The organism is Sorangium sp. So ce834 (assembly GCF_051521425.1).
Lineage (GTDB): Bacteria > Myxococcota_A > Polyangia > Polyangiales > Polyangiaceae > Sorangium > Sorangium cellulosum_D.
The window spans coordinates 7,009,119-7,034,718 of sequence record NZ_CP150351.1; the positions used below are offsets into that span (position 1 = coordinate 7,009,119).

Below are 25,600 nucleotides of genomic sequence, written 5' to 3' on the forward strand. Positions count from 1 at the left end.
AGTTACACGTTAGCCTCCGGCTCGTACAGCGACTCTCGGCCCCATTCGCGAAAGGTCGCCGCTGCTTCTCGCGCCCGCGGGCCCACGTCGACGAGCGGTTTCCGGCGTCCGCATCCGCGCGCACGGGCCGCACGCGTGCCGTCATCAGTCGAATTTCACATAGGGCTTGCGCGACTGCGACGGCCTGCGCTTCGGCGCCGGCCCCGAGGGAGCGCTCGCGGGCTCGTGAGTCGCGCTGGCGGCGGTCGTGGGGAGCGGCGCGGGGGCCGGCGGCGGCGCCGCCGCTGCGGCCGGCGCGGCGGGCAGCGCGGCGGGAGGCGGGGCCGGGCGCGCGATCGCGCCCGCGAGCGCCCTGGCTTCCAGCGCCACCCCCTTCTCTAGCCTGCGCACGCCGCCGTCGGCGGGTCGGCGGAGCTCGCGCACGGCGAGCACCGTCACGATCAGGGACAGGGCGACCGTCCCGGCGGCAACGCGCGAGGTGCGCCTCCGCGGCGCGGGGCGCGACGTGCTCGGCGGCTGCGATGCGTCCACGCCGTCGCCCACGACCGCGAGCAGCTCGCTGGTCGCGCCGACCTCGGCCGGCTGCGCCGGGGCGGGGCGCTCGCGGCGCAGGCTCGGCCTCGCTTCGTCCATCGCGCGATCGAGCTCCGCGATGAACTCCTGCGCGCTCCGCGGCCGCTCCTCGGGCCGCTTGGCCAGCGCGCGCTGCAGGAGCTCGGAGAGCGACGGCGGTATCCCGGCGTCCGGCGCCGCCTCGATCGCCGGCGCCGGCGCCGACTTGATGTGCCTCGCCATCACGACGACCGCGTCGTCGTCGATGAACGGCGGCCGCCCGACGAGCATCTGATAGAGCAGCACGCCGAGCGAGTAGAGGTCGCTCCGCGCGTCGAGGGGCTTGCCTTGCGCCTGTTCCGGAGACATGTAGCGCGGCGTTCCGAACACCGTGCCCGCCTGGGTCTCGAGGGCGTCGACCGGCCGCTCGGCGCCGGTCATCACCTTCGCGATGCCGAAGTCGAGCACCTTACAGATCTCCTCGTGCTCGCCCGCGGGGGGCCTCGCCAGGAACAGGTTGTCCGGCTTGAGGTCCCGGTGGATGATCCCCTTGTCGTGCGCCTCGGCCAGCGACAGGAGCGCGTGCCGGGCGAAGCGGGCGGCGTCGCCGACGCGCAGGCGCCGGAGCCGCTTGAGCCGCTGTCCGAGCGATTCGCCCTCCAGCAGCTCCATCGCGAGGTAGAGCGAGCCGTTGCTCCACGTCGGCCCGTCCCCGGGCGAGCTCTGCTCCGCGGAGCGGCCGCGGCCGAAGGCGGCGTCCGTCGCGTCGTCGACGATCTCGCCGAAATCGAAGACGGTGACCGTGTGCGGCGACCGGAGGAGGCTCATCGCGCGCGCCTCGCGCGTGAAGCGGGCCTTGGCCTGCGCGTCGAAGGCCCGGTCCGAGCGCAGGATCTTGATGGCCACGTCGCGGCCCATCGCCTCCTGGCGCGCGCGGTACACCGTGCCCATCGAGCCGGCGCCGAGCTTGCCCACGACCACGAACCGATCCGCGATCGTGATCCCCAGGAACGGGTCCCCCTCGGCCTCGGCGAGCGCATCGCGGCTCACGAGGGCCAGCCCGTCGTGGGGACAGCGCGGCAGCCTGGCGGACGGACCGGTCTGGGAGGCGCGATCGCCGGCGGGGGGCGGGAGCAGGCTGGACGAGCTCCTCGCGTCCAGAGCGACCGGCGCGAGGCGGTGGCACCGCGGGCAAATCAGCGCCGTCCGGCTGGGCTCGCCGGCCGATCCGGGTGCGCTGGAGGAGAGCTGGCCGTCAGCTGTAGGAGCTACCACCGCGATGGGGGTGATCGTCCGTCACTTGGGCCCACATCGCAAGGCCCACGACGGACCCTCAGCAGGAGGGCGACAGCCGAACAGCGAGACATCGCCGCAGGACGCCTCGCTGCAACAGACATCGCTACAGAATTGCTGCGTTTGTTCAGGATGCTTGACGCACATGCCGCTCCGGCACTCCTCATTCGTGTCGCACGAGACGCCGACGGCGGCGATGCTGTCCTCGGGCAACAGCGTCGCGCACGCACGGACGGTCGAGCCGTCGTCGATCGCGACCTCGGCGCAGCCGACGTTGCGCATCGCGTTGTCGGGCTCGTCGGGCTCGTCGGGCGCGGCCGGGCACATGTCCGAGGAGCAGCACGGGATCGTGCAGCGGGTGGCCCCGCCGACGTCGGCGCAGAGGCCAGAGGAGCAGTCCGCGCCCCCTTCGCACGGATCGAGGTAGCCGCCCTGGCCGGGGCCGACGCGCTGGCACGCCCAGGCCGAACCGGCCGCGACGAGGTCCGTCGTGAGCCGGCACGCCGCCCCGTTCCTCGCGCAGTTGGTGTCCGAGCAGCAGGTGTCGACGCAGACGCCTTCGTCGCAAATGCCAGAGCGGCACTCGCCGGGCGAGGCGCAGGCCGCGCCGGAGAGGCGCGCCCCCACCTCGGGCCGGCCGACGTCCCGGCCGATGCGACAGACGCCGCTCCCCCCGCCATCGGGGATCCAGCAGATCGCGTCCCGGACGGGATCGCAATCGCTCGAGCTGCAGCACGCGCGCGCGCAGACGCTCGGCCCCTTGCCGCCGAGCCGCGTGAGATCGAGGCAGAAATCGTGCGTTCCGCACCCGTCGTGATCGTCGCAAGGGGCGCCGAGCGCGCGCTCGAGCTGCGTGTCGACGCAGGCGCCGTCGCTGCAGACGGCGCCCTCGGGGCACGCCGGGGGTCCGATCGCGCCCTCCTCCGAGCAGAGCACCGTCTCCAGCTTCCCGTCGACGAGGACCTCGCACCCGGCGCCGAGCAACGCGAGCGCCGAGAGCCCGCGGACGAGCCTCCGCCCCGCGGCGCCGAGGCCCATCAGAACTGCACCTCCAGCCGGGCGCCCCCGGCGCCCAGCGACATGCTGACGCGCGCCGCCTCCTCCCCTGCGCGGGCGCCGAGCGAGGGCGGAGCGCCGTCGCGGCCCGGGATCGCGGCGCCCCGGAGGGCGGCCGAGAGCGGCCGGGAGGCGCGCGGGCTCGCCGCAGGGGCCCGCGGCGACAGGTACAGGTAGAGCGCCGCCGCGCCGGAGAGCCCGGCGACCAGCAGGGCGACGTCCGCGGCGACGGCGCACTGGTGGGCGGCGCTCGCGTCGGCCTGCAGATCGGCGACCGAGACGCCGCCGCCGGTGCGCTCGCCGGAGCCGGGATCCCGCGCCACGGCGAGGGCGGCGAACACGCCGCCGACCACGAGGGACCCCGCAGCGATGCCTCCGCTGACGTAGAGCCAGGCGCCATACGGCCTCGCGCCGCCCGCCGCCCCGGAGCGGCGCGGCAGGCGCGGCAGGTACGGCAGCGCCGCGGGGGCCTGCGCGGACGGGGTGGGCGCCGGCGGCGGCGGCTTCGCGCTGGAGAGCTCCCGCTTCGCGCCCTGCAGCCGCTTGAGGACCGCCGCGACCTCCTCACGCTCCTTCGGGAGGGTCTCCATCTCGAGATAGCGAAGGTAGTAGTGCTCGGCCTGCTCGATCTCGCCCAGCCGCTCGTGGATGACCGCCAGGTTGTAGATGAGCTCTTTCCCCTCGGGATCGAGCGCCACCGCGGCCTTCAGCTTCGCGATGGCCGCGCGGTACTCGCCGTGCTGATAGAGGCCCTGCGCCTCGTCGTGCAACGCGGTCGCTTGCTCGATGCGGCTCCGCTTCTCCGCCGACTCCTGCGACGGCGGCGCCGCGGAGCGGGCCGGCGCGCTGCCCTGCGGCGCGCTGGCCTGCGGCAGCGGCGCGGCGCCGGCCGGCGAGGGCGCGCCGAGCGGCGCCGGCGAGGTCATCTGCGCGGCCGCCGCCGGCGGCGCGCCGAGCGAGGTCGCCGCGAGCGCGCAGGCGAGGCGCACGACGATGCGCCCGGCCCCGGGACCGATCGAGAGCGGCGGGCGCGCGGCGCGATTCGTCACGGCCGCCCACCATAGCGTAACTTCCGCGCGGAGCGGCCCCTTGCGTGGCGCGGGCCCGCGCGGCGCGGCGCGCGCCCGCTCGGCCGCCGCCTGCGCCACGCCGGCCGCGCGATCTGCATCCATCGGCGGCGCGCGGCTCCGACCATGGGGCGCGCTCCTCCCCCGGAGGCCGCCGCCGCGATGGTCACCGGAGCTTGCAGCTGTACGCGCCGGCGAGGACGAACGCCCGCTCGCACCTGACATCCACGGTGCGCTTCGCCGTCGTGAACTCGAAGGTCTGGCCGAACGGCGTCCGCTCCAGCCGGGTCATCTGCGCCCTGCACCCCTCGCCGGCGCGGCGCGGCTCCGGCGCGCCCGATCCGCCGTCCTCGCCGCACGCGACGAGCGCCGCCATCCGCTCGACCGCGGCGTTGTCGGAGAAGACGTTGTAGGCCGCCGAGGCGCTGAACGCGACGCAGACGGCGAAGAGGGCGAGCTGGACGAAGCGCTTCACGGGCCGAGCTTACCCCGTCCGGGGCGCGGGGGGCTGGCCGCCGCGCGCCGCGCGGTCAGAGCCGCATGCCCGAGCCGGGCAGCGGGTGCCACGGCTGGCGGCGGGTCGTGTACTGGCCTCGCACGAAGGCCCCGAGCACGGGCGCGATGTTGCGCGCGATGTCGTCGTCCCACTCGCCGCCGTTGATCCCGTCCTGCGGGGTGAGATCCGGCGAGAGCAGGAAGAAGCCGGGGTAGAGCCGCCGCGGCATCTTGATCTGATCGAGGTCCTCCTTGAAGACGTCGATGTCCACGCGCACGAGCCGCACGCTCCGGAGCGCGGTCTGCATCAGCGGATCGCCGAGCGCGCGGTCGACGCCGCGGCACGGCTCGCACGGATCGCTCGTCGTCATGACGAGGACCTTCTCGCCCTGGGCGTGCGCCTCCGCGCGCTGCTTGGCGAGCTCCTCGCTGAGCGTGGAGACGTCGACGCCGATATCGACGATGGAGAGCCCGCCGACGCGCCGGCGGGTCGTGTGCTGAGGGACGCTGCCGCCGGGCTGCGCCGCCGGAGGAGGCACGTCCGGCAGCGGCGCGGCCGGGGACGCGGTGCTCGCCGGCTCCGGCGAGGGTTCCCGCTCGCCGACGGCGGCGGTGGTCTCGCCGCCGCTGTGCGTCCTCCACACCCAAACGCCGAAGCCGATCGCCGAGCTCCAGCAGAGCGTGAGGAGGACGCCGAGCGAGAGCCCGACGCTGGCGAGCCCGAGGCCCCTGCGCGCCTCGGGGGCCCGCTCGATCTCGCGGCGGGCCGCCCAGCCGAAGGCGATCGCGGCGACGGCCCCGAGCGGCCCGAAGAGCGCCGCGACGACCGAGCTCACGGCCAGCGTCGAGAGCGGCGGTCGCCCCGGCGGGAGCGGCCGGGTGAGGTAGGGATCGTGGATGACCGGCAGCGGCGTCGAGGCGCCGCTCGGCAACGGCGCTCGGGGCGCGGCCGCGACGCGCGCCGCCTCGTCGCCGGAGGGTGCGCTGACAGGCAGCTCGCCCCCGCGGGGCAGGACGCCCGCCCCGTTGTCCTGGGGCGCCGTCAGAGGCTCGTTCGCATCGCGGTTCGGCGGTGGCTGACTCGGGCCGAATGCGTGGCTCACGTCTCTTATCTTAGCGCCAGAGTCGGCGCCACGCTCGCCGTACGCACCCTCACGTCGCGCCGCGGCTCAAGGGATGCAGGCGCGCTCGAGCACCCTTAAGACTGCGCGCTTCGTGCTCACACCGGGGCTCATCGCCTCCGTCCATGCGACGCCCACGCGCTCGCCGGCGAGGGCCAGGCTGGGAGGATCCTTGACGGGAATCGCCCCATCCGACACCCGGATCCCCCGGGCAGAAGGCGCTCCGTCGGCGCCCAGCTTCACGAGCAGGAGCTGCCCATCGGCCTTGCCATCGTGGCCGACCCACGCCACGAACGCCCCGTCGCCGCTCGGCGCGATCGCGCGCCACTTGCCCTTGCCGAGCACCCAGGGCGCCCCGCGCGGCCGCGCCTCGGCGTCCAGCGCTCGGGCGAGCAGGGTGGGCCCTTCGTTCCACGCCACGAGCGCCCCGCTGCTGGTGGCCACGAGCCCGAGCCGCCGCTCCCTGTCCGGCATTTCCTGAGTCGCGGCGGCCGAGCGGTCGTCGCCTCGAGGCGTGGCCACGACGTGGGCATTCCCTTCCCTGCCGGCCGCGTCGAACCGCGAGGCCCGGATGCTCCCGTCGTCCTCTTCGTGCCACACGACGAGGTAGCCGCCGGATGGGTCCGCAGCGACCGCCGGCCAGCGCGGCTTCTTGGTGTGGCGCGTGACCCCGACCGCCTTGAGCTGCGGCTGCGCAGGGTCCACCGGCGCGAACTGGAAGACGCCCAGCTGGTTGCGCTCCGCCCCGAAGGGGGTCGCCGCCACCAGGGCGCCGCCCGGAGCCGGCGCGATGGCGACGTTCTCGCTGACCTCCCTCCCGATGGCGCCGACACGCAGGATCTCCGCCGGCGGGTTCGTCTCCCAGCGCGGCCGGGCGTACGCGAGCCCCTCGGCGTCGAACCACGTCACCGCCCAGGCCTCCCCGGAAGAGAAGATCCGGAGCCCTGCCTCGCGGGTGTTCGAGATCGCCCGCGCCCGGGCGATCTGCCGGGCGTCGTTGTCGAAGCCGGCGAACGCGATCTGCGCGTCACCGCCCTTGAGGTCCACGAGCCACACGGCGCCGAACGAGCCGTCGGCCCGGCCGGCCACCCCCATCCCCTCGCGCAGGATGTAGGTCGCGATGTCGCCCGACTTGAGCTTGCACCCGGTGAGGGTCCCGAAGGGAACGAACTCCTGCACGCCGGACCCGCGCGGAGGCTCGACCTCGACCGTCGCCGTGGCCACGGCCGGCTCGGTCGAGGCGCTCACGGCGGGCCCGGCTGCGGGCTTGACGTCGCTCGATCCGGACGCCGCAGCGCCCCCTGGCCGGGATGCGCTGCGGTCGCAGGAGATGCCGCAAAAGGCAAATAAGGAGAGGGCCACTACAGTGGCTAGACAAGGATAAGAAGAGCGCCTGGTGCGAAGCAGAGGACTTGAACCTCCACGGGAGTTACCCCACTGGAACCTGAATCCAGCGCGTCTGCCAATTCCGCCAGCTTCGCGAGCGGGACGGCATCACTACCTCACCCCCTCGCGATCCGTCAAGCCCAACATCACGCCCGGAGCGTTTTTCTTCCGGCTCCGGCGCGCGTCGCCTGCCGCCCGCTCCACAGCAGCCCGGTCCGCCTTCGGCCCCCTCGGCGGCGCCCTCGGCCGCGCGGGCTCCCTCCTGCCGCTGCCGGCCCGCAGCGGTGCACGGCGAGTGGCGCATGTGCTAGGGGAGCGCGCTCCCATGGCGGCCATCGGCTCACCTCCCCCTCTCCTTCTCTTCGTCGGCGTGCGCGCCGTCGATCCGGCCCATCAGCTCGACGACGTGGTCGACGTCGTCGTGGAAGACGGCGTCATCACCCGCGTGGGGCGCGGCGCAGCGACCGACGATCTGCGCCGCGCCGGCCAGGCCGAGGTCGTCTCCGGCGAGGGGCTCCTGCTCCTCCCCGCCTTCGTCGATCTCCACGCCCACCTCCGCGAGCCCGGGCAGGAATACAAGGAAGACATCGCCTCCGGGCTCGCCGCCGCGGCCGCCGGCGGCTTCGCGCACGTGTGCGCGATGCCGAACACGCGGCCCGTCAACGACACCCGCTCCATCACAGAGGCGATGATCGCCCGCGCCCGCGCGCTCTCGGGGCCCGCGCTCCACCCCATCGGCGCGATCACGATCGGCCAGAAGGGCGCCGAGCTCACCGAGATGGCCGACCTCAAGGAGGCCGGCGCCGTGGCGGTCTCCGACGACGGGCGCTGCGTCACGTCGAGCGCGGTCATGCGCCGCGCCCTCGAGTACGCGAAGACCTTCGATATGCCGGTCATCCAGCACGCCGAGGACCACGCCCTCACCGAGGGGGCGCAGATGCACGAGGGGGCGATCTCGACGCGCCTCGGCCTCCGGGGCTGGCCCCGCGTGGCGGAGGACATCATCGTCGCGCGCGACGTGCTGCTCGCCGAGGCCACCGGGGCCCGCTACCACGTGGCGCACATCTCGTCGCTCGGCGCGGTCCGCATCCTCCGCGAGGCGAAGGCCCGCGGCATCGCCGTGACCGCCGAGGTGACGCCGCACCACCTCACGCTCACCGACGCCGCCGTGCTCGGCTACGACACCGCGTGCAAGGTCAACCCGCCCCTGCGCGAGCAGGCGGACGTCGACGCGCTCCGCGAGGCGCTCGCGGACGGCACCATCGACGCGGTCGCGACCGATCACGCGCCCCACTCGACGCTCGAGAAGGACTGCGAGTTCGCCGAGGCGTCGCCCGGCCTCATCGGCCTCGAGCTCGTCGTCCCGGTCCTGCTCGACCTCGTGCGCCAGGGCGCCCTCCCCCTCGGGCGGCTCGTCGACGCGCTCACCCGCGCCCCCGCCCGCATCGCGCGGCTCGAGGCGCCCGCGATCAAGGCCGGCGCCCGCGCCGAGCTCTGCCTCGTGGACCCGAACCTGAGCTTCGTCCTCGACCCGGCGCGCCTGCGCTCGAAGAGCAAGAACACGCCGCTGCTCGGCAAGCAGCTCACCGGCCGCGTCAAGATGACGCTGGCGGCCGGCCGGGTCGTCTTCGTCGACGGCGAGGGAGCAGCAAGATGAGCTCGCGCAAGGTGCACTTCGTCAGCCTCGGGTGCCCCAAGAACCGCGTCGACTCCGAGGTGATGCTCGGCGTCGCCCGCGCGGCCGGCTACGCGCACGTCGACGACGCCGCCGAGGCCGAGGTGATCGTCGTCAACACCTGCGGCTTCATCGGCGAGGCGAAGAAGGAGTCGATCGACGCGATCTTCGAGATGGCGCAGCACAAGGAGCACGGCAGCTGCAAGCGGCTCGTGGTCGCCGGCTGCCTCTCGCAGCGCCACCCCGAGGAGCTCGCCCGCGAGATGCCCGAGGTCGATCACTTCCTCGGTTCGAGCGACATGCTCAAGCTCGGCCAGGTGCTCGCGGGCGACGCGGAGCGGATGCTCGTCGGCAACCCCGCCGAGTGGCTCATCCGCGCCGGCGATCCGCGCACCCTCTCGACCCCCGGCGGCAGCGCCTACGTCAAGATCGCCGAGGGCTGCAACCGCACCTGCTCGTTCTGCGTGATCCCCGACCTGCGCGGCGCGCAGCGCTCGCGGCCGATCCCGGACGTGGTGCGCGAAGTGGAGCAGCTCGCGGCGGCCGGCGTCCGCGAGATCAACCTCATCTCGCAGGACACGATCGCCTACGGCCGCGACGCCGCCGGCCGCGCGCAGGGCGGCGAGCGCGCGACGCTCGCGGAGCTCGTCCAGAAGGTCGCCGACGTGCCCGGCGTGCGCTGGGTGCGGCTCTTCTACCTCTACCCCGAGACGATGACCGACGACCTCATCGAGCTGCTCGCCGACCACCCGCGCGTCGTGCCCTACGTCGACATGCCGCTCCAGCACGCCGCGGACGCGATGCTGCGCAGGATGCGGCGCGGCCACGGCGGCGATCGGCTCCGGCGGGTCGTCTCCACCCTGCGCGAGCGCGTGCCCGACCTCACGTTCCGCACAGCGTTCATCGTCGGCCACCCCGGCGAGACCGACGCCGAGTTCGAGGAGCTCTGCGATTTCGTGCGCTGGGCCGAGTTCGAGCGGGTCGGGGTGTTCCGCTACTCCGACGAGGAGGCGAGCCGCAGCTACGCGCTCGAGGGCAAGGTCCCCGCGCGCACGGCCGCGAGCCGCTACCGCCGCCTCATGACGCTGCAGCGCCGCATCGCGCACAAGAAGAGCGCCGCGATGATCGGCCGCGAGCTCGAGGTGCTCGTCGAGGGGACGAGCGACGAGCACGAGTACGTGCTCATGGGCCGCCACGCCGGTCAGGCGCCCGAGATCGACGGGCAGGTCTACCTGTCCGGCGGCGAGGTCCGCCCCGGCGAGATGTGCCGCGTCCGGATCACCCAGGCGAGCGACTACGACCTCGTGGGCGAGCTGCTCGACGAGGACGAGGGCCGTGACCGCGCCGCGCTCCCCGTGCCCGCGGAGCTCGGCGCGGTCACGGCGAAGCGGCGCGTCGCCCTGCGCGTGCTGCAAACCGATGGACGCGAGCGCCAACAGAATTGACGGCCCGGCCGGCGGGGCGCGGCGCGACGGCTGAAAATCGCGCGGCGCCGCGGCGCTCACGGGCGCCCTGGGCGCGGCACGCGGTGTGCTATGAAGCCGTCCCGTGCCGATGCTCCGCCGCGCGCTTCACCTTGCCTTTGCCCTGACGATCTCGCTGCTCGCCGGTGCGGCCTGCCTGAGCCCGACGTTGCCCCTCCCCCCGCCCGAGCCGGCCGACACGATGCGGCCGTCCGCGGACCGCGTGGGGGTGTGGCAGATCTCGGGCAACTGCGCCCCCGGGGCGCGCGTCAGCCTGTTCAACGAGCGGACCCAGCGGGGCGTGATCGAGGACGACACCGACAGGAACGGCCGGTATCACCTCGAGATCGAGGCGGAGCTCTGCGACGTCCTGCTCGTGTGGCAGGAGCTGGAGGGCAACGGAGACGAGGTGAGCGCGGCGCAGTCGTTCGTCGTCGAGGAGCGCACGCCGCTCGGCGTCGTCAACGACGCCTGCCCCTGAAGGCCGACGGGCGCGCGTCGACGCAGCGCGCCGCGCCCGATGGGCGGCATCGACGCGCGCGCGGAGCATCGTGATAGTGTGGTGGCGTGATGGCGTCGATCTCGCCGAGCATCCCGCCGACCGCCACCCGGGTGCTGGTCGTCGATGACGAGCCGGGCCTCCGTCAGGTGCTCAGCATCGCCTTCCGCCGCCAGGGCTACGAGGTCGCGCTCGCGCCCGGCGCCAGCGCCGCGCTCGAGGCGATCCGCCAGAATCCGCAGCCGTTCCCGCTGATCCTCACCGACCTCGTGATGCCCGACGGCTCGGGGATCGAGGTGCTCGCGGCCGCGAAGGCGCGGAGCAGCGCGACCGAGGTGATCGTGATGACCGCGCACTCCACCGTGGAGAGCGCGCTCGACGCGATGCGCCGCGGCGCGTACGACTTCGTGACAAAGCCTTTCTCGCCCGCGGAGCTCATCGCGCTCGCCGCGAAGGCGCTCGAGAAGAGCTCGATCGTCGCCGAGAACCAGCGGCTGCGCGCGCAGCTCGAGCGGCTCGATCTGCCGTCGCGCGAGCCGCTCGGCACGAGCCCCGCGATGCAGCGGATCTCCGAGCTCATCGTCAAGATCGCGCCGACGCGCACGACCGTGCTGATCACGGGCGAGAGCGGGACCGGCAAGGAGCGCGTGGCCCGCGCGATCCACGAGCAGAGCGACCGCGCCGCGAAGCCGTTCCTGGTCGTCAACTGCGGGGCGCTGCCGGAGGCGCTCATGGAAAGCGAGCTGTTCGGCCACGAGAAGGGCTCGTTCACGGGCGCCGGCGCGCGCGCGCTCGGGCTGTTCCGGGAGGCGGACGGCGGGACGCTGCTCCTCGACGAGGTAGGGGAGCTGCCGGCCTCGCTGCAGGTGAAGCTCCTCCGCGTGCTCCAGGAGCGGAAGGTGCGCCCGGTCGGCGCCGCCGCGGAGATCGCGGTGGACGTCCGGGTCCTCGCCGCGACGAACCGGGAGGTGGAGGTCGAGGTGCGCGAGGGGCGGTTCCGGCAGGACCTCTATTACCGGCTCAACGTCATCCGCATCGAGCTGCCGCCCCTGCGCGAGCGCCCCGGGGACGTCTCGCGGCTCGCCGAGCGCTTCCTGCGCCGCTTCGCCGCCGAGCTCGGCAAGGACGTCCGCGGCCTCACGACGGACGCGATGCGCGCGCTCGACGCCTACGGCTTCCCGGGCAACGTGCGCGAGCTCGAGAACATGATGGAGCGCGCGGTGGCGCTCGCCGGAGGGCCCTCGATCGGCCTCGGCGACCTCCCGAGCGCCGTCGCCGGCCTCAGCGCGAGCCCGGCCCCGCTGCTCGCGCAGCTGCCGCCCGGCGGGTGCATGCTCGACGAGGTGCTCGGGGAGGTCGAGCGCCGGCTCATCCTCCAGGCGCTCGAGCGCACCGGCGGCGTCCGCAAGGCCGCCGCGAAGCTGCTCGGCGTCTCGTTCCGGTCGCTGCGCTACCGGCTCGCCAAGCACGCGCTCGCCTCCGACGGGGACAGCGACGACGACCTGGAGGGGGGATCCCGACGAGAATCGTCACCGCCCGGCGCCCCGCAGTGACGGTTTTCGTCACCGCCGAAAACGAACACAACCGCACACATCTCTCTCAGCTCGCCCCTCTTCCTCAAGAAAAACCGAGGTAACTCATGAGTTTCTCGCACAAGTCGAAGACGGCGCCGGGCCGCGCGCTCCTTGGCACGTCGCCTGCTGGAAGGTTCGGGCGCATGCGGAGGGCGCGGCGACAGCGAAACGCGGCGAGGCGGGCGTTCACGCTCGTCGAGCTCCTCGTCGTCGTGGGGATGGTGGGTATTCTCGCGGCGCTCGCCCTCGTCGGCTACCGCAAGTACATGAACGCGGCGGGCGTCGCCGAGCCGAAGGCCGTCATACAGGGCATCCGCGGTGCTCAGGAGTCCTACAAGGCCGAGATGCTCGTGTATCTGAACGTCTCGAGCTCGCTCGATGCATGGTACCCTGCGGGGACTCTCAGCGATCGGAAGCGCGCGTGGGGCCCCCCTCACGACGACGAGGCCAACTGGCGGATGCTCAACGTGACGACGGACGGCGCGGTCCGCTTCGGGTATGCGTGTGTGGCGGGCGATACTCCCCCCTTCACCACGACCGGCCTCGCGGGCTTCACCTGGAGTGGGTTGCCCGGGCCTCCGCTGAACGATCCGCAGTTTGCGCCGAACGGCCCCTGGTACGTCATCCAGGCGGCCGGCGATCGCGACATGGATGGGACGCTCGCCTTGCTCCTGACGACATCCACGATGTCGGGGATCTACTGGGAGAACGACACGGAGTAGAGGATGGTTTGCCCCGGCGGCGCCGAGAGCGCCTGTCCGTGGGAGAGGTTTTCGCGCTGCGGGCTGGCCGGGCCCCGCACCAGGCATCTTGACGGTCCGTCTCGGCAACGAATCCAATTAAAGAAATCATCACGGAGGATCGACACTCATGCGTGCACTGAAGCGATACGACAGAAGAGGCTTCACCCTCGTCGAGCTCATGATCGTCGTCGCCATCATCGGCGTCCTCGCCGCGCTGGCGATCTTCGGGGTCCGCCGGTACCTCGCGAGCGCGAAGAGCTCGGAGGCCAAGAACACCGTGGGCGCGATCTCCCGAGGCGCGGTCGCCGCCTTCGAGCGCGAGACGTCCAACTCCGAGATCCTGCCGGCCGGCGGTTCTTCGGCGGCCGCGACCCACAGCCTGTGCGCGAGCGCCACTGCGGTGCCCACTGACGTTCCGTCGGGCGGCAAGTACCAGCCGCGCTCGGGCCCAGACGAGGACTTCGAGCACGGCACCGAGACCGAGGGCTGGCCGTGCCTGAGGTTCGCGATGACGCAGCCGATCTACTTCCAGTACCACTATCTCTTGAACGACCGCGTCCCCAACCAGGAAGACGCTCCGGCTGTCAGCGCGACGAACTACTTCGAGGCGGGCGCGGTCGGAAACCTCGACGCGGACACCCCGGCCGTTTACAGCGTGTTCACGCGCCTGGGCGCGGTGGACGACGCGACGGGACAGCTCACCGTGGCCACGCAGGTCCACATCGAGCGAGAGTACGAATGATCTGAGCGCAGGCTGCCCGGCTCACGGATGAGCCGGGCAGCGCGCGCTGAACGAGCCACCGGTCATGAGGGTGTACGATGCGATACACGGCGACGTCTCGTGTGCGCGGATTCACGCTCGTCGAGCTCATGATCGTGGTGGCCATCCTCGGCGTGCTCGCCGCCCTGGCGATCACCGGGGTGCGCAACTACCTCACGACGGCGAGGACGGCTGAAGCGAAGCAGATCGTCGGCGCCATCACCCGCAGCGCCATCAACCAGTTCGAGCGCGAGCGCGACGCCTCGCAGGTGCTCCCCCCCGCGGGGGTCTCCGCGGCGAGCACCCACACCCTCTGCGCCTCGGCCACGCCGGTCCCCCTCGATTTCACCTACGTCCTGGGGACGAAGTACCAGCCGAACGCGGCGCCCGGCGTCGACTTCATGTCGGGCTCGACGACCGAAGGCTGGCAGTGCCTCGGCTTCACCGTCGACCAGCCCATCTACTTCCAGTACTCGTACCAGGTCGGCGGCGGCTACCTCAGCGAGGGCATGACGGGCGCGCCCGTCCTCGGCACGGAGGCGTTCGAGGCGGGAGCGCGCGCGGACCTGGACGGCGACGGCCTGGCGTGCACGCTGGTCCGCACCGGCGAGGTGCGCGACGGCGAGATCGTGACCAGCACCGTGATCTTCACGAACAACGACCCGGACTGACGCGGGCCTCGGCCTTCGGTCGCCCTTGTTGGATCGTGGAGGGGTGAGGTAGAGAGGAGCCCATGACCTGGCGCTCCTGGAGCGCGCTGGAGCTCAGCGCGGCCTTCGCGGTCGGCGGCAGCGTCCTCGCCGTCGCCGTCCCCGCGTTCTTCCGAAACCTCAGCGCATCCAAGCTGAGCGAGCCGATCGAGGGGCTCGACCGGCTGGTGACCAGCGCGGTCGCCTACGCCGAGTCGCGGCCGCAGGAGATCAGCTTCCCCCCGTCCGCCCCGCTGACCCCGGCGCAGGTGCCGCGCGGCGTGCGCGCGGTCGATCCGCCGGAGTCGTGGGAGCACCTCACGTGGCGGTCGCTCGACTTCCGCTTCGAGGGGCCACACGCGTTCGCCTTCCAGTTCACGAGCGAGCTCGACGCGTCGAAGGCCATGCGCTTCATCGCGACCGCGCACGGCGATCTCGACGGCGACGGCGCGCTCTCCACGTTCGAGGTGCGCGGCGAGCGGATCCCCGGGGAATCGGCCCGCGTGCTCCCGGGCATGTTCGTGGACCGCGAGGTGGAATGATGGGGGCTCGTCCGGCGCCCGGGTCCGCGGACGGCCCGCCACCCCGCCCGCTCCTCTCCCGCCTCGCAGGCGCGCGCGACGCGCTCGTCACGGTCGCGCTCTCGGCCGCCGCCGCCGTCGCGATCGGGAGCGTGCGCGCGCCGGCCGCGGCGCTGGAGAAGCGCGTCGCCGAGACCTCCGACGTGTACGTCCTGCCGCCGCCGGACGAGGTGGTCACCCTCTCGCTCGGCTATCGCTCCGCGCTGGCCGATCTGCTGTGGTCGCACGTGCTCGTCTCGCAGGGGCTGCACACCATGGAGCGCCGCAGGTTCGAGAACCTGACCCTGCTGCTCGACGCCATCAACGCGCTCGACCCGACCTTTCGCGACCCCTACCTGTTCGCCGACGCGCTCATCACGTTCCAGACGAGCACGACGCCCCACGACGAGGTCGTCAAGGCGCGCGAGATCATGGAGCGCGGGGTGCAGAACCGCCCCCTGGACGGCGAGATCTGGCTCGCGCTCGGCCAGTTCGTCGCCTTCATCGCGCCGGCCTCGTACCTGACCGATCCCGCGGAGAAGGCGCAGTGGCGCCTCGACGGGGCCCGGATGCTCGCGCGCGCCGCGGAGCTCGGGGGCAACGACGCGAACATCAGCTGGCAGGCGCTCGGCGGCGCGGGGATCCTCGGGCGCGCCGGCGAGCGCGAGGCGCAGATCCGGTTCCTCCAGCGCACCCTCGCCGTCACGGACGACGAGGGGCTGAAGCAGCAGATCCGCGCGCAGCTCGACAAGCTCCTCGGGGAGCAGGCCGCAGAGGCCTACCGCCGGCGCATCGACGGCTTCAGCGAGATCTGGCGGCGCGATCTGCCGTTCGTCAGCAAGACGGCGATCCTCGTGCTGGGCCCCCCGCGCGACCCGGCGTACTGCGCGGGCGGCGCGCACGCCGACGAGCCGCGGTGCGCGACGACGTGGAGCGCGTGGGCCGAGCGGGTCGCGGGCGAGCGGTGAGGCCCCTCGACGCTGCCGGGGCGCGGACGCCGCCGCCACGACAGCGCCGTTCGAAACGAGCGACGTCAGGGAGGGTTCACGTGGGGAATCGCGAGATGCCGTGGGCCTCGCCCGACGGCGCGAGGCAGCGCCTCGGGTCCGCGCAGCGCCGCCCGTGAGCCGGGCGCCGCGGGCGACCGCGGCGCGTCAGTCGAACCTGACGGCCGCGGTCTTGGTCTCGCCGGCCTTCACCGAGACGGTGACCGACTTCTTCCCGAGATCCGGGTGGATGAAGGTCACGGTGTGCGATCCCGCGGGGACGCTGACGCCGACCTTGGGCGTGCTCCCCAGCGGCCGCCCGTCGAGGACCACCTTCGAGACCGGGATCGAGTTGATGTTCAGGGTCGCGTTGCCGGCGGCAGCCGCGGGCGCGGGCGCCGCGGCGGGCGCCTCCGCCTTCGGCGCCGCGGCGGGCGCCTCCGACTTCGGCGCCGGGGCGGCCGGCGCAGGCGCCGGATCCGACGCGCGCGCGGGCGCGGCGGCGGCGACCGGGGCGGCGGCCGGCTCGGGTCTGCTCGCCTCCTCCAGCGCGATCCGGATCGTCTTCTCGGCCTGCCCGTCCTCGAACGAGATCGCCTGGGAGAAGTCCGTATACCCCCTCTTCGTCGCGACGACCTTCCAGCCCTCCGACGGATTGACATCCACCTTGACCGGCGGCTTCTTCCAGGCCGAATCCGGCAGCTTCTTCTCCGTCCCCTTGGCGTTCACCAGCTTGACCGACGCGCCCGACGTCGCGAGATCGAGCGTGACCTGCCCCGTCAGCACCTTGAGCGCGACGGTGCCGAGGTCCTTCGTCTGGCCCTGACCGACCTCCACCGTCTGCTCCACGGGCTCGTAGCGCTCGCCGCCGTCGAAACGGATTTTGTGCTCTCCCGGAGATACGCTGACCTCCAGCGGCAGCGTGCCTTTCTCCACACCGTCGATGAAGACCTTCACGCCGGGCTGCGCGCCCGACGCCTTCACGCCGGGCGCGGTCGACGCCCGCGCCGCGGCCGCGCCGTCGAGCGTGATCACGACCACCTTCTCCTTGCCGCCCTCGACGACCTCGACGGCATCGTGCGGCGGGAAGTCGGGGGCGAGGATCTTGACCACCTTGGAGCCGGGATCGAGCTCGCGCACGACGCAAGGCACGGTGTCGCAGCGCTTCTGGCCGTCGATGAAGATCTCGGCCCTCGCGACCGAGGTGCCGCCCGGGGCCTTCAGGTCGATGGTGAGCGCGCCCTTCTTCGGCACGAGCATGACCACGGCCAGGATGAGCACGGCGACCAGCGCGAGCCCGCCGAGGAGCACGCCAGCCTTGCCGGCGCCCTGCTGCATCGTAGGGCGCGGGCGGATCGCCGTCGGCTCGTCGTTGCGCGACAGCGGGCGGTGGCCGATCTCCGATGAGATCGCCGGCGGCATCGCCGGCGCCGGCGGGGCGCTCGGGATCGGCGGCGGCGTCGGGATCGGGGTGCGCGTCCTCGCGGCCGGCGCCGCGCCGCCGGAGCTCGCGAGCAGCGTCGCGGCCGCCTTCGGGAGCGACGGCGAGCTCACCGTCGGCAGCGGGCTCGTCCGCCCAGGCATGCTGTCGCTGCCCGGCCGGTCGTAAACGTGGGTCGACTCCTCGTCGTCGTCCCAGTCCATGTCGACCGCGGTGCCCTTGCCCGACGCAGGCTTCCCCTCGTCGGCCGCCTTCTGCGGCGGCTTCACCGACGGCACGCGGACCGGCGGAGGGACCACCGGGGGCAGCGCGCTGGTCGGCGCAGGCGGCACCGGGCTCTTCGACGGCAGGGCCGGGGCGGTGACCGGGGGCAGCGCGGATTGCCGCGAGGGAGGCGGTACCACGGGCGGCAGAGAGCCCGGCTTGACCGAAGGGGGCATCGGCGGCGGCAGCGAGCCGGGGCTCGTCCCCTTCACCGGCACCGGCGGCGGCAGCGAGCCGGGGCTCGTCCCCTTCACCGGCACCGGCGGCGGCAGCGAGCCGGGGCTCGTCCCCTTCGCCGACACCGGCGGCGGCAGAGAGCCCGGCTTGACCGAGGGGGGCATCGGCGGCGGCAGCGAGCCCGGGCTCGTCCCCTTCACCGGCACCGGCGGCGGCAGAGAGGCGGGGCTCGTCCCCTTCGCCGACACCGGCGGCGGCGGCAGCGGGGAGGCCATCCCCCCAGGGAGCGTCACCGTAGGAGCGTTGGGGGGCGGCGGCACCGCGGCGCCGACGAGGGTGCGCTGGCGCGTCGGCGGCGAGGGGGGCACGAGCGCGGGGCTCGCGGCGCGGGATGACTTCTTGGCGAGCCCCTCGAAGACGTCTAGATCGCTGCCGCCCTTGTTATCGGCCATGTTCGAGAACTCCTCAGGACATGCGGCGCCGTTCGCCGCGGCTTCCGAGAAACGATCGCGCATGCGTCGCGCGATGAGCGTGATGTGGAAGAGCGGGCCTTCGTCGCGCGCGAGCTCGGAGAGCCCTGCGCCACCCTGGCCCGCTGCAGCGTACCGCTGGTCCGATGACTTCGCGAGCGCCATCGGGACGATCCGAGGCGCGGCACCGCGGCGCGCGTGCCGCGATCTCGCGGGGATCTCGCGCGTCGCGGCCGGCGAAACGCCCCATGACGTCCGCGGCGCTCGCGGCCTCGGACGAGCGCTCTCCTGCCGTCATCGTCCGGAAACAGACGCCCAGCGCGGCGTGGCCCAGCGCAACGTGGATCGACCGCGCGCGGCGCTGGTTTGCGCGCCTCGACGCGATGTTGCGCCCGCGCTCACGGCGCGCAGTGCACGCGACCTCCGCCAGCGAGCCCACGCCGATCCGCGCCGAGAGGTCGCAAGCTCCGAAGAACGGCAAACGATGCACCGACCCCCTGTTTCTAATCCCTCGGACCGCCAACGCACAAGCGCCTACTGCATCCCAGGCGAGGATCCGGGCGCCGCCACGCTCAGTGGTCGCCGTCCGCGGTTTCCTCTTTCTTCGGCTTTTTGAAGTATCGAACGCGCTTCTGCTGGAGCGGATACCAGACGCTGTGCGGAACGATGGGTGTGGACTCGAACATCCGGCCCGCGCCGGGCGCCTCGGCGCGGGTGAGCCGGACGGCGCGCGGGCCCGACGGCGCGTGGACGGCGGCGCCGGCAAGATCTGTATCGCCGCCGAGGGCCACCGAGAGCGGCCGGGCGAGGTAGATCCGCGAGGAGCACCCGAGCCCCGCCAGGAAGTCCTGGAGCAGCTTCGCATCGCGCGGATCCACGCGCGTCGGGGGCGGCGCCGAGGCGTCCGGCGACAGCGCGGCGTCCGGCGCGCCGGGCGGGCCGGCCGCGGCCCGCTCGACGTAGATCAGCATCCCGTCCTCGTCGTTGACCCCCAGCGCGGCCACGGCCCCCGCGCTGCTGTCGGCCCCCGTCGCGATCCGGACCGCGCCGCGCACCGGCGGGGTCGGCGAGGCCGAGAACGCCCCGGCCGAGTGCCAGATGCTCGACGCCCCGCCCTGGCCCGCGCCGGGCGCCGAGCCGCCGTCGCCGAGCACCGCCACGACCGCGCCCGCCCCGGCCGGCGGGGGCGCCCCGGGCTCGCTCAGCGGTGCGGCCGCGACGGTCCGCGGGTCGACCTTGAGCACCCGCAGGCGCACGCCGGGCCGCGCGGGATCGGGGCGGATCTCGGTGATCGCGAGCGCGTACGGGAAGCCGTGCTGCGGGAGCCCCTGGGTGCGCCAGACGCCCTCCCCCGCCTCGGCCGGCGCGGCGCGCGGCGCGAGCGGCGGCCCCGGCAAGAGGTGCCGCAGCGTCATGTAGAAGAAATCGCGCGCCTCCCGCCGGATGTAACGGGGGAAGTTCATCAGGCCCATGCCGCGGATGAGCCGGCGGCCGCGGAACCGGTAGCCCGAGAGCCCCGAGACGTCTCCCTCCGCCTCCCATTCGCCCTGGAGCGGGCGCCCCAGCGCGGGCAGCTCGCCGCTCGGGGCCACGTGGTAGAACTCGAGCCCGCTGTGGCCCGCGTTCATGTCGAGCGCAATCCCGTAGGAGCAGCGGGCCTGGATCATCGCCTGGGACAGCGCCTCCGGGCTCACGTCGGCGCCGTAGAAATACGCGACGAAGCGCTCCCGGGTCAGGCAGATGCCGGTCCTGACCGTGTGCGTCTTGTCGGCCCAGCCGGGCGGCGTGCCCCCCCACCACGTGCGCCCGAACGGATTCCACTTCTCGTCCTGGACCATGACCGTCATGTTCTGGCGGTACGAGAGCATCCACTCGGGGACGGTCTCGTCCTCCGACCACGTCCCGAAGAGCGTGCTGCCGTCGCGCCGGACGGCCACGGTGGCGGCGTAGGGCTTCGGCGGCAGGTACATCACCCCGTCGGCCATCATGCCGAACTCGCCGTGCATCGCCTGGAAGCCCGCGTTCGACGCGGCGACCACGCGCTTCATGACCTCGGGCGTGCGCGGGATGAGCCCCGGCCCCGCCTCGCCCGTCGCGCCCTTGGGCTCCACCGTGCCCGCCATCATGTGGAGCTCCACCTGCCGCGGATCCCAGAGCGCGATGTAGACGCGCGTCGCCTTGCGGGAGCGATCCGCCCGGATGAACGTGGTCATGAACGCCGGCGGGAGCCCGTCGAGCTTGCGGACGAAGGCGTCGCCGCCCTGCGGCTTCCACTGCCCCTCCCCGGGCAGCGCCGGCGTGACCCAGGGCTCGAGCGGCGCGGGCGGCCAGCCGATCTCGGGATCGATCGGGATCTGGCGGACAGGCGGATCCAGCGCGGTCTGGCCGAGATCCGCGGCGATGTCCTCGGCGCCCGTGTCGCCGGTCACCGCCTCCTTGTTGCGGAGGACGAAGTCGAGCGCCGTGAACGCCACGGCCTTGACCGTCTGCATCGCCGCGTCGCCGATCACGAGGCGCACCCGGTCGACCGCCCAGGTGACGAGGTTCCCAGGCCGCGCGATCTCGAACGATTCGGCGCGGATCCACGCGGGCAGCGGCGCGTCCGCGCCGCGCAGCGGCAGGTGCGCCTCGCGGCCGCCCGCGCGGACGACGACCTCGCCGTCGCCCTCCAGCGCGACCGCGACGTCGACCGCGCTCGCGGGGCGGCGGCCCTCGTCGGGCGCTGCAGCGCCGCGGCCCTCCGCGGCGGGGTCCTCCGCGCCGCCCGCGCCGGGGTCCTCCGCGGCGGGGCCCTCGCTGCGGGCGGGGTCTATCACGAACGTCCGGCGGCCGATCCCGCGCAGCCGGCCGGTCGTCTGCCAGCTGGTGATGGCGTGCTGGAGCCGCTCGAGCGGCGACCAGTCGGCGCCGCCCGGTGGCGCCTGTCCGTCGAGGTCGAGCACGTGCACCGTGGGCGACGCCGCCTCGATCAGCGGGCGCGAGACGTACGCGAGCGCCTCGCGGCGGAGCACGGGCTTCGACTCGTCCGCGCCGCTCGTCTCCGTGAGGTTGTGGATGCCCGAGACGTCGAGCAGGACCCCCTCGGGCGAGAGCCGCGTGTCGACGAGGTAGAGGTCGGTGGGCTCCCCCCGGACGGCGCCGCGAGCGACGGCGCGCGCCCGGGCGCCGAGCGGCCGGAAACCTTCGCGCGGCGGGTCCACCCACACCACGTCGCCGGACGCGGCGGCGATGCCCTGCTCCGCGAGCTCCGCGACGAGCGCGGCCGATCGGTCCCGAGCGCCTCCGCCCACGTCGGGCGCCATCGCCGCGGCCGCGGCCGCGCAGAGGACGATGATGCCGATGCGCTCTCGGCGCAGGGGGGGCGTTTTCGGGGACTGCATTCGCCTACAACGCGCGGAGGGCCGGGGCTCCTGCCCGAGCGGCCGAGGGCGCGCGAGAGCCCGCCGTTATCACCGTTTTTGTACCGCGGCCAGATTCGGGGGGCGCCCGCGGCGCGGCGCTTCGGGGGGGCGCCCGCGGAGCGCCGCTCATGCGTCCGGCGCTAGCGTCCGCGGAACCGGCGGTGCTACATCGGGCGCTCGCCATGTCGAACGCTGACTCGCCCCCTCTCCGCCGCGATGAGGCGCTGACGATCGCGCGCCTCGCTCACCTCGATCTCTCCGCCGAGGAAATGGAACGCCTCACCGGTGATCTCGGAAACATCCTCAGCTACGTCCGGCAGCTCGAGGAGCTCGACGTCTCGGCGGTGCCGCCGACGGCGCACGTGCAGATCGAGCGGCTGCCGCTCCGCGCCGACGAGGAGGCGCCGAGCCTGCCGCGCGAGGTGGCCCTGCGGGAGGCGCCGCGGGTCGAGGACGACGGGTTCGCCGTGCCGGCGTTCGTGGACGAGGGGTGAGGCCGATGGACACAGCGATCCTCGATCGATCGATCCCGGAGCTCGCGGCGCTCGTGCAGCGCGGCGAGGTGAGCGCCGAGGAGGTGGCCCGGGCCGCGCTCGCGCGCATCGAGCAGCGCGACGGCGCGCTCGGCGCGTTCCTCACCGTGCAGGGGGAGCAGGCCATCGAGGCCGCGCGCGCGCTCGACGCGAGGCGCGCGCGCGGCGAGGCGCTCGGCCCGCTCGCCGGCGTGCCGATCGGGCTCAAGGACGCGCTCTGCACCGAGGGCGCGCCGACGACCGCCGGCTCGAAGATCCTCACGCGGGCGCCGTCCGGCGGCGCGTCGAAGGCGCTCGATCCGGCGCGCGGGTACCGCCCGCCGTACGACGCCACGGTCGTCGCCCGCCTCCGCGAGGCCGGCGCGATCCTGCCGGGCAAGTGCAACATGGACGAGTTCGCGATGGGCTCGTCGAACGAGAACAGCGCCTTCGGCCCGGTGAAGAACCCGTGGGACCGGACGCGCATCCCCGGCGGGTCGTCCGGCGGCAGCGCGGTCGCGGTGGCGGCGGGGATGACGCCCGGCTCGCTCGGCTCGGACACGGGCGGCTCGATCCGCCAGCCGGCGAGCCTCACCGGCGTCGTCGGCGTCAAGCCGACGTACGGCCGCGTCTCCCGCTACGGCCTCATCGCGTTCGCCTCGAGCCTCGACCAGATCGGCCCGTTCGCGCAGGACGTGAAGGGCGCCGCGCGGCTGCTCGAGGTGATCTCGGGCCGCGATCCGCGCGACGCGACGAGCCTCGACGCGCCGGTGGGCGCGTACGAGGCCGCGTGCGGCCGCGACGTCGCGGGCCTGCGCATCGGCGTGCCCGAGGAGTACTTCGCGAAGGGCATCGACAAGCAGGTCGAGGCGAAGGTGCGCGCGGCGATCGAGGGCCTGCGCGGGCTCGGCTGCGAGGTGAGGCCCGTGCACCTGCCGCACACGCGCTACGCCGTGGCGGCCTATTACATCGTCGCGACCGCCGAGGCGTCGTCCAACCTGGCGCGCTTCGACGGCGTGCGCTTCGGGCTGCGCGTCGAGGGCGAGCGCGGCGGGAAGGCGGACCTCCAGGGCCTCTACGGCGGCACGCGCGGCGAGGGGTTCGGCCGGGAGGTGAAGCGCCGCATCCTGCTCGGCACGTACGTGCTCTCCGCGGGCTACTACGACGCGTACTACCTGCGCGCGCAGAAGGTCAGGACGCTCATCCGGCGCGATTTCGACGAGGCCTTCCGCGAGGTCGACCTCATCGCGGCGCCGGTCTCGCCGACGGTCGCGTTCCGGCTCGGCGAGCGCGTCGACGACCCGCTGTCGATGTACCTGGCCGACGTCTACACGCTGCCCGCCAGCATGGCGGGGCTGCCCGCGATCAGCGTCCCGTGCGCGACCGCGCCGGCCCCCGACGGCGGGCCTCCGCTGCCCGTCGGCCTGCAGCTCATCGCGCCGGCGCTGGAGGAGGCGCGGCTCTGCAGGGCGGCCTACGCGTGGGAGCAGATCTCTCCGGTGCGCGGGCTGCGCGCGCCGGTCGCGTGACGGAGGGGGGCGCGAGGGTGAGCTCCGCGATCGCGGTGGCGGCGGCCGGCCCGGAGCACCTGGCCGGGCTCGAGGCGCTCTTCGAGGCCGCCGGCACGCCTTGCTACTGCCGCTACTACCACTTCGGGGGCACCAACAACGAGTGGCTCGCGCGGTGCTCGGACGGCCAGGGCGAGAACCGCCGGGAGTTCGCCGCGGCGCTCGCCGCGGGCAGCGACGAGGCGCGCGGCGTCGTGGCGCTCGCGCACGGCGCGACGGACGTGGTCGGGTGGCTCAAGGTCGCGCCCGCCGCGGCCGTGGCGAAGGCCTACGAGCGCCGCCTGTACCGGGGGCTGCCGTGCTTCGCGGGCGATCGCGCCGGCGTCTTCCTGATCGGATGCGCCGTCGTGCACCCGCGCCATCGCCGGCAAGGCGTCGCGACCGCGCTCGTCGCCGGCGCGGTGGAGCTCGCGCCCGCCTGGGGCGCACGCGCCCTCGAGGCCCTGCCCCGCCGCCCGCGGGAGCCGGTGAGCGACGAGGAGCTGTGGACCGGCCCGGTCTCCGCGTTCACGCGGAACGGATTCGTCGAGGTGCACGCGTTCGATCCGTATCCGGTCCTCCGCCGGACGCTGTGACGTCGCCGCGGCGCGGATCTGGCGGCGAGGCCCGCCTCCGGTCGCGCTGCGCTTGCGCGCGCCGGCCGACCAGGTAGTGTCGCGCCCGCGCGCATGGCTCCCCCGTCCGAGCACCCCGACGCTCCGGCCAACGATCTTGCCGAGCAGAGCTCCTCCGCCGGCGTGGACCGCGCCGCGCCCGCCCCCGGCGCGGACGCGGCGGCGAGCGGCCCCGGCGAGCCCGCGGCGCCGGCGTCCGCCGAGGCCTCGCCGCTCAGCCGGCAGGCGTCGTCGCGGCCGCGGGGCCGGGTCGTCGCCCTCACCGGCGCCGCGTCCTTCCTCGGGCGCAACCTCATCGGGATCCTCGAGGAGGACCCCGGCATCGCCCGCGTGGTGGCCATCGACATCAAGCCGCCGGACACGGGCGGCTCCAAGCTGCGCTTGCACTCGGTCGACCTCACGGCGCCTGCCTCGGAGGAGCGCGTCGCCGAGGTGCTCGCGGCCGAGCAGGTGGACACGCTCGTCCACCTCTGCTTCCTCTCGTCGCCGACCCCGGCGACGGCCTGGGCACACGAGCTCGAGTCGGTGGGCACGATGCACCTGCTCCACGGCGCGCGCCAGGCGAGCCTGCGCAAGCTGATCCTCTGGAGCCAGACGATCCTTTACGGCGCGCACCCGACCAACCCCAACTTCCTCACGGAGAAGCACCCGCTCCGCGCCGATCCGGACGAGCGCTTCTTCGCGGACAAGATGGCCGCCGAGCGGGAGTTCAACGCCTTCGGCGCGAAGGCCAAGGGCACGACCGTCACCATCCTGCGGACCGCGCCGATCCTCGGGCCGACCGTCCAGAACTACCTCACCCGGTACCTGGCGCGGCGGCTGGTCATGACGATGCTCGGCTTCGACCCGCTGTGGCAGTTCATCCACGAGGTCGACGCGATCGCCGCCTTCAAGCTCGCCATCGACGGCGATTTCCCGGGGACGTTCAACATCGTGGGCGACGGCGTGCTGCCGGTCTCCACGATCGTGCGCCTCGCGGGCCGGACGCCCTTCCCGGTGCTGCACAGCGCGGCGGGCCCGCTCGTCGCCGCCCTCTGGGCCGCGCACGCGGCGATCGCGCCGCCCAGCTTCCTGCGCTACCTGCGCTACGTGTGCGTGGCGGACGGCGAGAAGGCGGCGCGGGTCATGGGGTTCCGGCCGGTCTACACCACGCGCGAGGCGCTCCTCGATTACATCAGCGCGCAGCGGCTGCGGGACGTGCGGCTCCTGCAGGAGACACCCGCGTGAGGCGGCT

At 73.8% G+C, this 25,600-nt stretch carries 21 protein-coding genes and 1 tRNA gene; 13 read left to right on the top strand and 9 right to left on the bottom strand.

The annotated features are described in order from the left end of the window. Positions 1-144: 144 nt before the first annotated feature. The 7 genes from WMF20_RS25075 to WMF20_RS25105 all read right to left on the bottom strand — a co-directional run bounded on the left by WMF20_RS25075 (position 145) and on the right by WMF20_RS25105 (position 7,065). A complete protein-coding gene (locus WMF20_RS25075; protein ID WP_437604483.1) occupies positions 145-1,602 on the bottom strand; it encodes a serine/threonine-protein kinase in 1,458 nt (485 codons plus the stop codon). Positions 1,603-1,848: 246 nt separating this feature from the next. Beyond that, the gene (locus WMF20_RS25080) at positions 1,849-2,883 is read right to left on the bottom strand and encodes a hypothetical protein (RefSeq protein WP_437604484.1); all 1,035 of its coding nucleotides are present in this window, start codon (positions 2,881-2,883) and stop codon (positions 1,849-1,851) included. After that, entirely contained in the window at positions 2,883-3,950 is a 1,068-nt protein-coding gene (locus tag WMF20_RS25085; protein ID WP_437604485.1) for a tetratricopeptide repeat protein, read from the bottom strand. Before WMF20_RS25085 ends, WMF20_RS25080 begins: the two co-directional genes overlap by 1 nt. Before the next feature lie 184 nt (positions 3,951-4,134). After that, positions 4,135-4,443, bottom strand: coding sequence for a hypothetical protein (locus WMF20_RS25090; RefSeq protein ID WP_437604486.1), 309 nt, complete (start codon positions 4,441-4,443; stop codon positions 4,135-4,137). Between the two features lie 55 nt (positions 4,444-4,498). Then, positions 4,499-5,566 carry a DUF4190 domain-containing protein gene (locus WMF20_RS25095; protein ID WP_437604487.1) on the bottom strand — a complete coding sequence of 356 codons (1,068 nt, stop codon included), beginning with the start codon at positions 5,564-5,566 and terminating at the stop codon, positions 4,499-4,501. A 66-nt stretch (positions 5,567-5,632) separates the two neighbouring features. Then, positions 5,633-6,832, bottom strand: a complete 1,200-nt coding sequence (locus WMF20_RS25100; protein WP_437604488.1) for a hypothetical protein — start codon at positions 6,830-6,832, stop codon at positions 5,633-5,635. 146 nt (positions 6,833-6,978) lie between these two features. Then, a tRNA-Leu gene (locus tag WMF20_RS25105) sits at positions 6,979-7,065 on the bottom strand. Between the two features lie 230 nt (positions 7,066-7,295). On the opposite strand from WMF20_RS25105, the gene WMF20_RS25110 reads away from it, so the two are divergent. The 9 genes from WMF20_RS25110 (at position 7,296) to WMF20_RS25150 (ending at position 15,901) form a co-directional block, all read left to right on the top strand. Beyond that, positions 7,296-8,627: a dihydroorotase gene (locus WMF20_RS25110; RefSeq protein ID WP_129576790.1), complete on the top strand. Its 1,332-nt coding sequence runs from the start codon at positions 7,296-7,298 to the stop codon at positions 8,625-8,627. Next, positions 8,624-10,090, top strand: coding sequence for a 30S ribosomal protein S12 methylthiotransferase RimO (gene rimO, locus WMF20_RS25115; RefSeq protein ID WP_437604489.1), 1,467 nt, complete (start codon positions 8,624-8,626; stop codon positions 10,088-10,090). The genes WMF20_RS25110 and rimO overlap by 4 nt, the downstream gene beginning before the upstream one ends. A gap of 109 nt (positions 10,091-10,199) precedes the next feature. Then, positions 10,200-10,589: a hypothetical protein gene (locus tag WMF20_RS25120; protein ID WP_437617165.1), complete on the top strand. Its 390-nt coding sequence runs from the start codon at positions 10,200-10,202 to the stop codon at positions 10,587-10,589. 89 nt (positions 10,590-10,678) lie between these two features. Further along, positions 10,679-12,160, top strand: a complete 1,482-nt coding sequence (locus WMF20_RS25125; RefSeq protein ID WP_437604490.1) for a sigma-54-dependent transcriptional regulator — start codon at positions 10,679-10,681, stop codon at positions 12,158-12,160. Between the two features lie 86 nt (positions 12,161-12,246). Next, a complete protein-coding gene (locus WMF20_RS25130; protein WP_437604491.1) occupies positions 12,247-12,903 on the top strand; it encodes a type IV pilin protein in 657 nt (218 codons plus the stop codon). A gap of 148 nt (positions 12,904-13,051) precedes the next feature. Further along, positions 13,052-13,666 carry a type IV pilin protein gene (locus WMF20_RS25135; RefSeq protein ID WP_437604492.1) on the top strand — a complete coding sequence of 205 codons (615 nt, stop codon included), beginning with the start codon at positions 13,052-13,054 and terminating at the stop codon, positions 13,664-13,666. Between the two features lie 101 nt (positions 13,667-13,767). After that, complete coding sequence (locus WMF20_RS25140) at positions 13,768-14,355, top strand: type IV pilin protein (RefSeq protein ID WP_437604493.1); 588 nt, start codon at positions 13,768-13,770, stop codon at positions 14,353-14,355. A 62-nt stretch (positions 14,356-14,417) separates the two neighbouring features. Further along, entirely contained in the window at positions 14,418-14,915 is a 498-nt protein-coding gene (locus WMF20_RS25145; RefSeq protein ID WP_129576795.1) for a hypothetical protein, read from the top strand. After that, a complete protein-coding gene (locus tag WMF20_RS25150) occupies positions 14,912-15,901 on the top strand; it encodes a hypothetical protein (protein ID WP_437604495.1) in 990 nt (329 codons plus the stop codon). Before WMF20_RS25145 ends, WMF20_RS25150 begins: the two co-directional genes overlap by 4 nt. 186 nt (positions 15,902-16,087) lie before the next feature. Here WMF20_RS25150 and WMF20_RS25155 read toward each other — a convergent pair whose 3' ends face one another. Continuing rightward, positions 16,088-18,436 carry a PEGA domain-containing protein gene (locus WMF20_RS25155; protein WP_437604496.1) on the bottom strand — a complete coding sequence of 783 codons (2,349 nt, stop codon included), beginning with the start codon at positions 18,434-18,436 and terminating at the stop codon, positions 16,088-16,090. A gap of 407 nt (positions 18,437-18,843) precedes the next feature. After that, positions 18,844-21,651 carry a hypothetical protein gene (locus WMF20_RS25160; protein WP_437604497.1) on the bottom strand — a complete coding sequence of 936 codons (2,808 nt, stop codon included), beginning with the start codon at positions 21,649-21,651 and terminating at the stop codon, positions 18,844-18,846. 203 nt (positions 21,652-21,854) lie between these two features. On the opposite strand from WMF20_RS25160, the gene gatC reads away from it, so the two are divergent. The 4 genes from gatC to WMF20_RS25180 all read left to right on the top strand — a co-directional run bounded on the left by gatC (position 21,855) and on the right by WMF20_RS25180 (position 25,593). Next, positions 21,855-22,166: an Asp-tRNA(Asn)/Glu-tRNA(Gln) amidotransferase subunit GatC gene (gene gatC, locus WMF20_RS25165; RefSeq protein ID WP_020737093.1), complete on the top strand. Its 312-nt coding sequence runs from the start codon at positions 21,855-21,857 to the stop codon at positions 22,164-22,166. A gap of 5 nt (positions 22,167-22,171) precedes the next feature. Beyond that, positions 22,172-23,713 (top strand): Asp-tRNA(Asn)/Glu-tRNA(Gln) amidotransferase subunit GatA, encoded by a 1,542-nt coding sequence (gene gatA / locus WMF20_RS25170; protein ID WP_437604498.1) that lies wholly within the window; start codon positions 22,172-22,174, stop codon positions 23,711-23,713. Between the two features lie 17 nt (positions 23,714-23,730). Beyond that, the gene (locus WMF20_RS25175; RefSeq protein WP_237244095.1) at positions 23,731-24,327 is read left to right on the top strand and encodes a GNAT family N-acetyltransferase; all 597 of its coding nucleotides are present in this window, start codon (positions 23,731-23,733) and stop codon (positions 24,325-24,327) included. A 93-nt stretch (positions 24,328-24,420) separates the two neighbouring features. Then, positions 24,421-25,593: an NAD-dependent epimerase/dehydratase family protein gene (locus tag WMF20_RS25180; protein WP_437604499.1), complete on the top strand. Its 1,173-nt coding sequence runs from the start codon at positions 24,421-24,423 to the stop codon at positions 25,591-25,593. Positions 25,594-25,600 lie beyond the last annotated feature (7 nt).

Coding starts and splice junctions, on each gene's coding strand:
- WMF20_RS25080 (WP_437604484.1), bottom strand. CDS start 2,883: ATGGGCCTCGGCGCCGCGGGGCGGAGGCTCGTCCGCGGGCTCTCGGCG.
- WMF20_RS25110 (WP_129576790.1), top strand. CDS start 7,296: ATGGCGGCCATCGGCTCACCTCCCCCTCTCCTTCTCTTCGTCGGCGTG.
- rimO (WP_437604489.1), top strand. CDS start 8,624: ATGAGCTCGCGCAAGGTGCACTTCGTCAGCCTCGGGTGCCCCAAGAAC.
- WMF20_RS25120 (WP_437617165.1), top strand. CDS start 10,200: ATGCTCCGCCGCGCGCTTCACCTTGCCTTTGCCCTGACGATCTCGCTG.
- WMF20_RS25125 (WP_437604490.1), top strand. CDS start 10,679: ATGGCGTCGATCTCGCCGAGCATCCCGCCGACCGCCACCCGGGTGCTG.
- WMF20_RS25130 (WP_437604491.1), top strand. CDS start 12,247: ATGAGTTTCTCGCACAAGTCGAAGACGGCGCCGGGCCGCGCGCTCCTT.
- WMF20_RS25135 (WP_437604492.1), top strand. CDS start 13,052: ATGCGTGCACTGAAGCGATACGACAGAAGAGGCTTCACCCTCGTCGAG.
- WMF20_RS25145 (WP_129576795.1), top strand. CDS start 14,418: ATGACCTGGCGCTCCTGGAGCGCGCTGGAGCTCAGCGCGGCCTTCGCG.
- WMF20_RS25150 (WP_437604495.1), top strand. CDS start 14,912: ATGATGGGGGCTCGTCCGGCGCCCGGGTCCGCGGACGGCCCGCCACCC.
- WMF20_RS25155 (WP_437604496.1), bottom strand. CDS start 18,436: ATGGCGCTCGCGAAGTCATCGGACCAGCGGTACGCTGCAGCGGGCCAG.
- WMF20_RS25160 (WP_437604497.1), bottom strand. CDS start 21,651: ATGCAGTCCCCGAAAACGCCCCCCCTGCGCCGAGAGCGCATCGGCATC.
- gatC (WP_020737093.1), top strand. CDS start 21,855: ATGTCGAACGCTGACTCGCCCCCTCTCCGCCGCGATGAGGCGCTGACG.
- gatA (WP_437604498.1), top strand. CDS start 22,172: ATGGACACAGCGATCCTCGATCGATCGATCCCGGAGCTCGCGGCGCTC.
- WMF20_RS25180 (WP_437604499.1), top strand. CDS start 24,421: ATGGCTCCCCCGTCCGAGCACCCCGACGCTCCGGCCAACGATCTTGCC.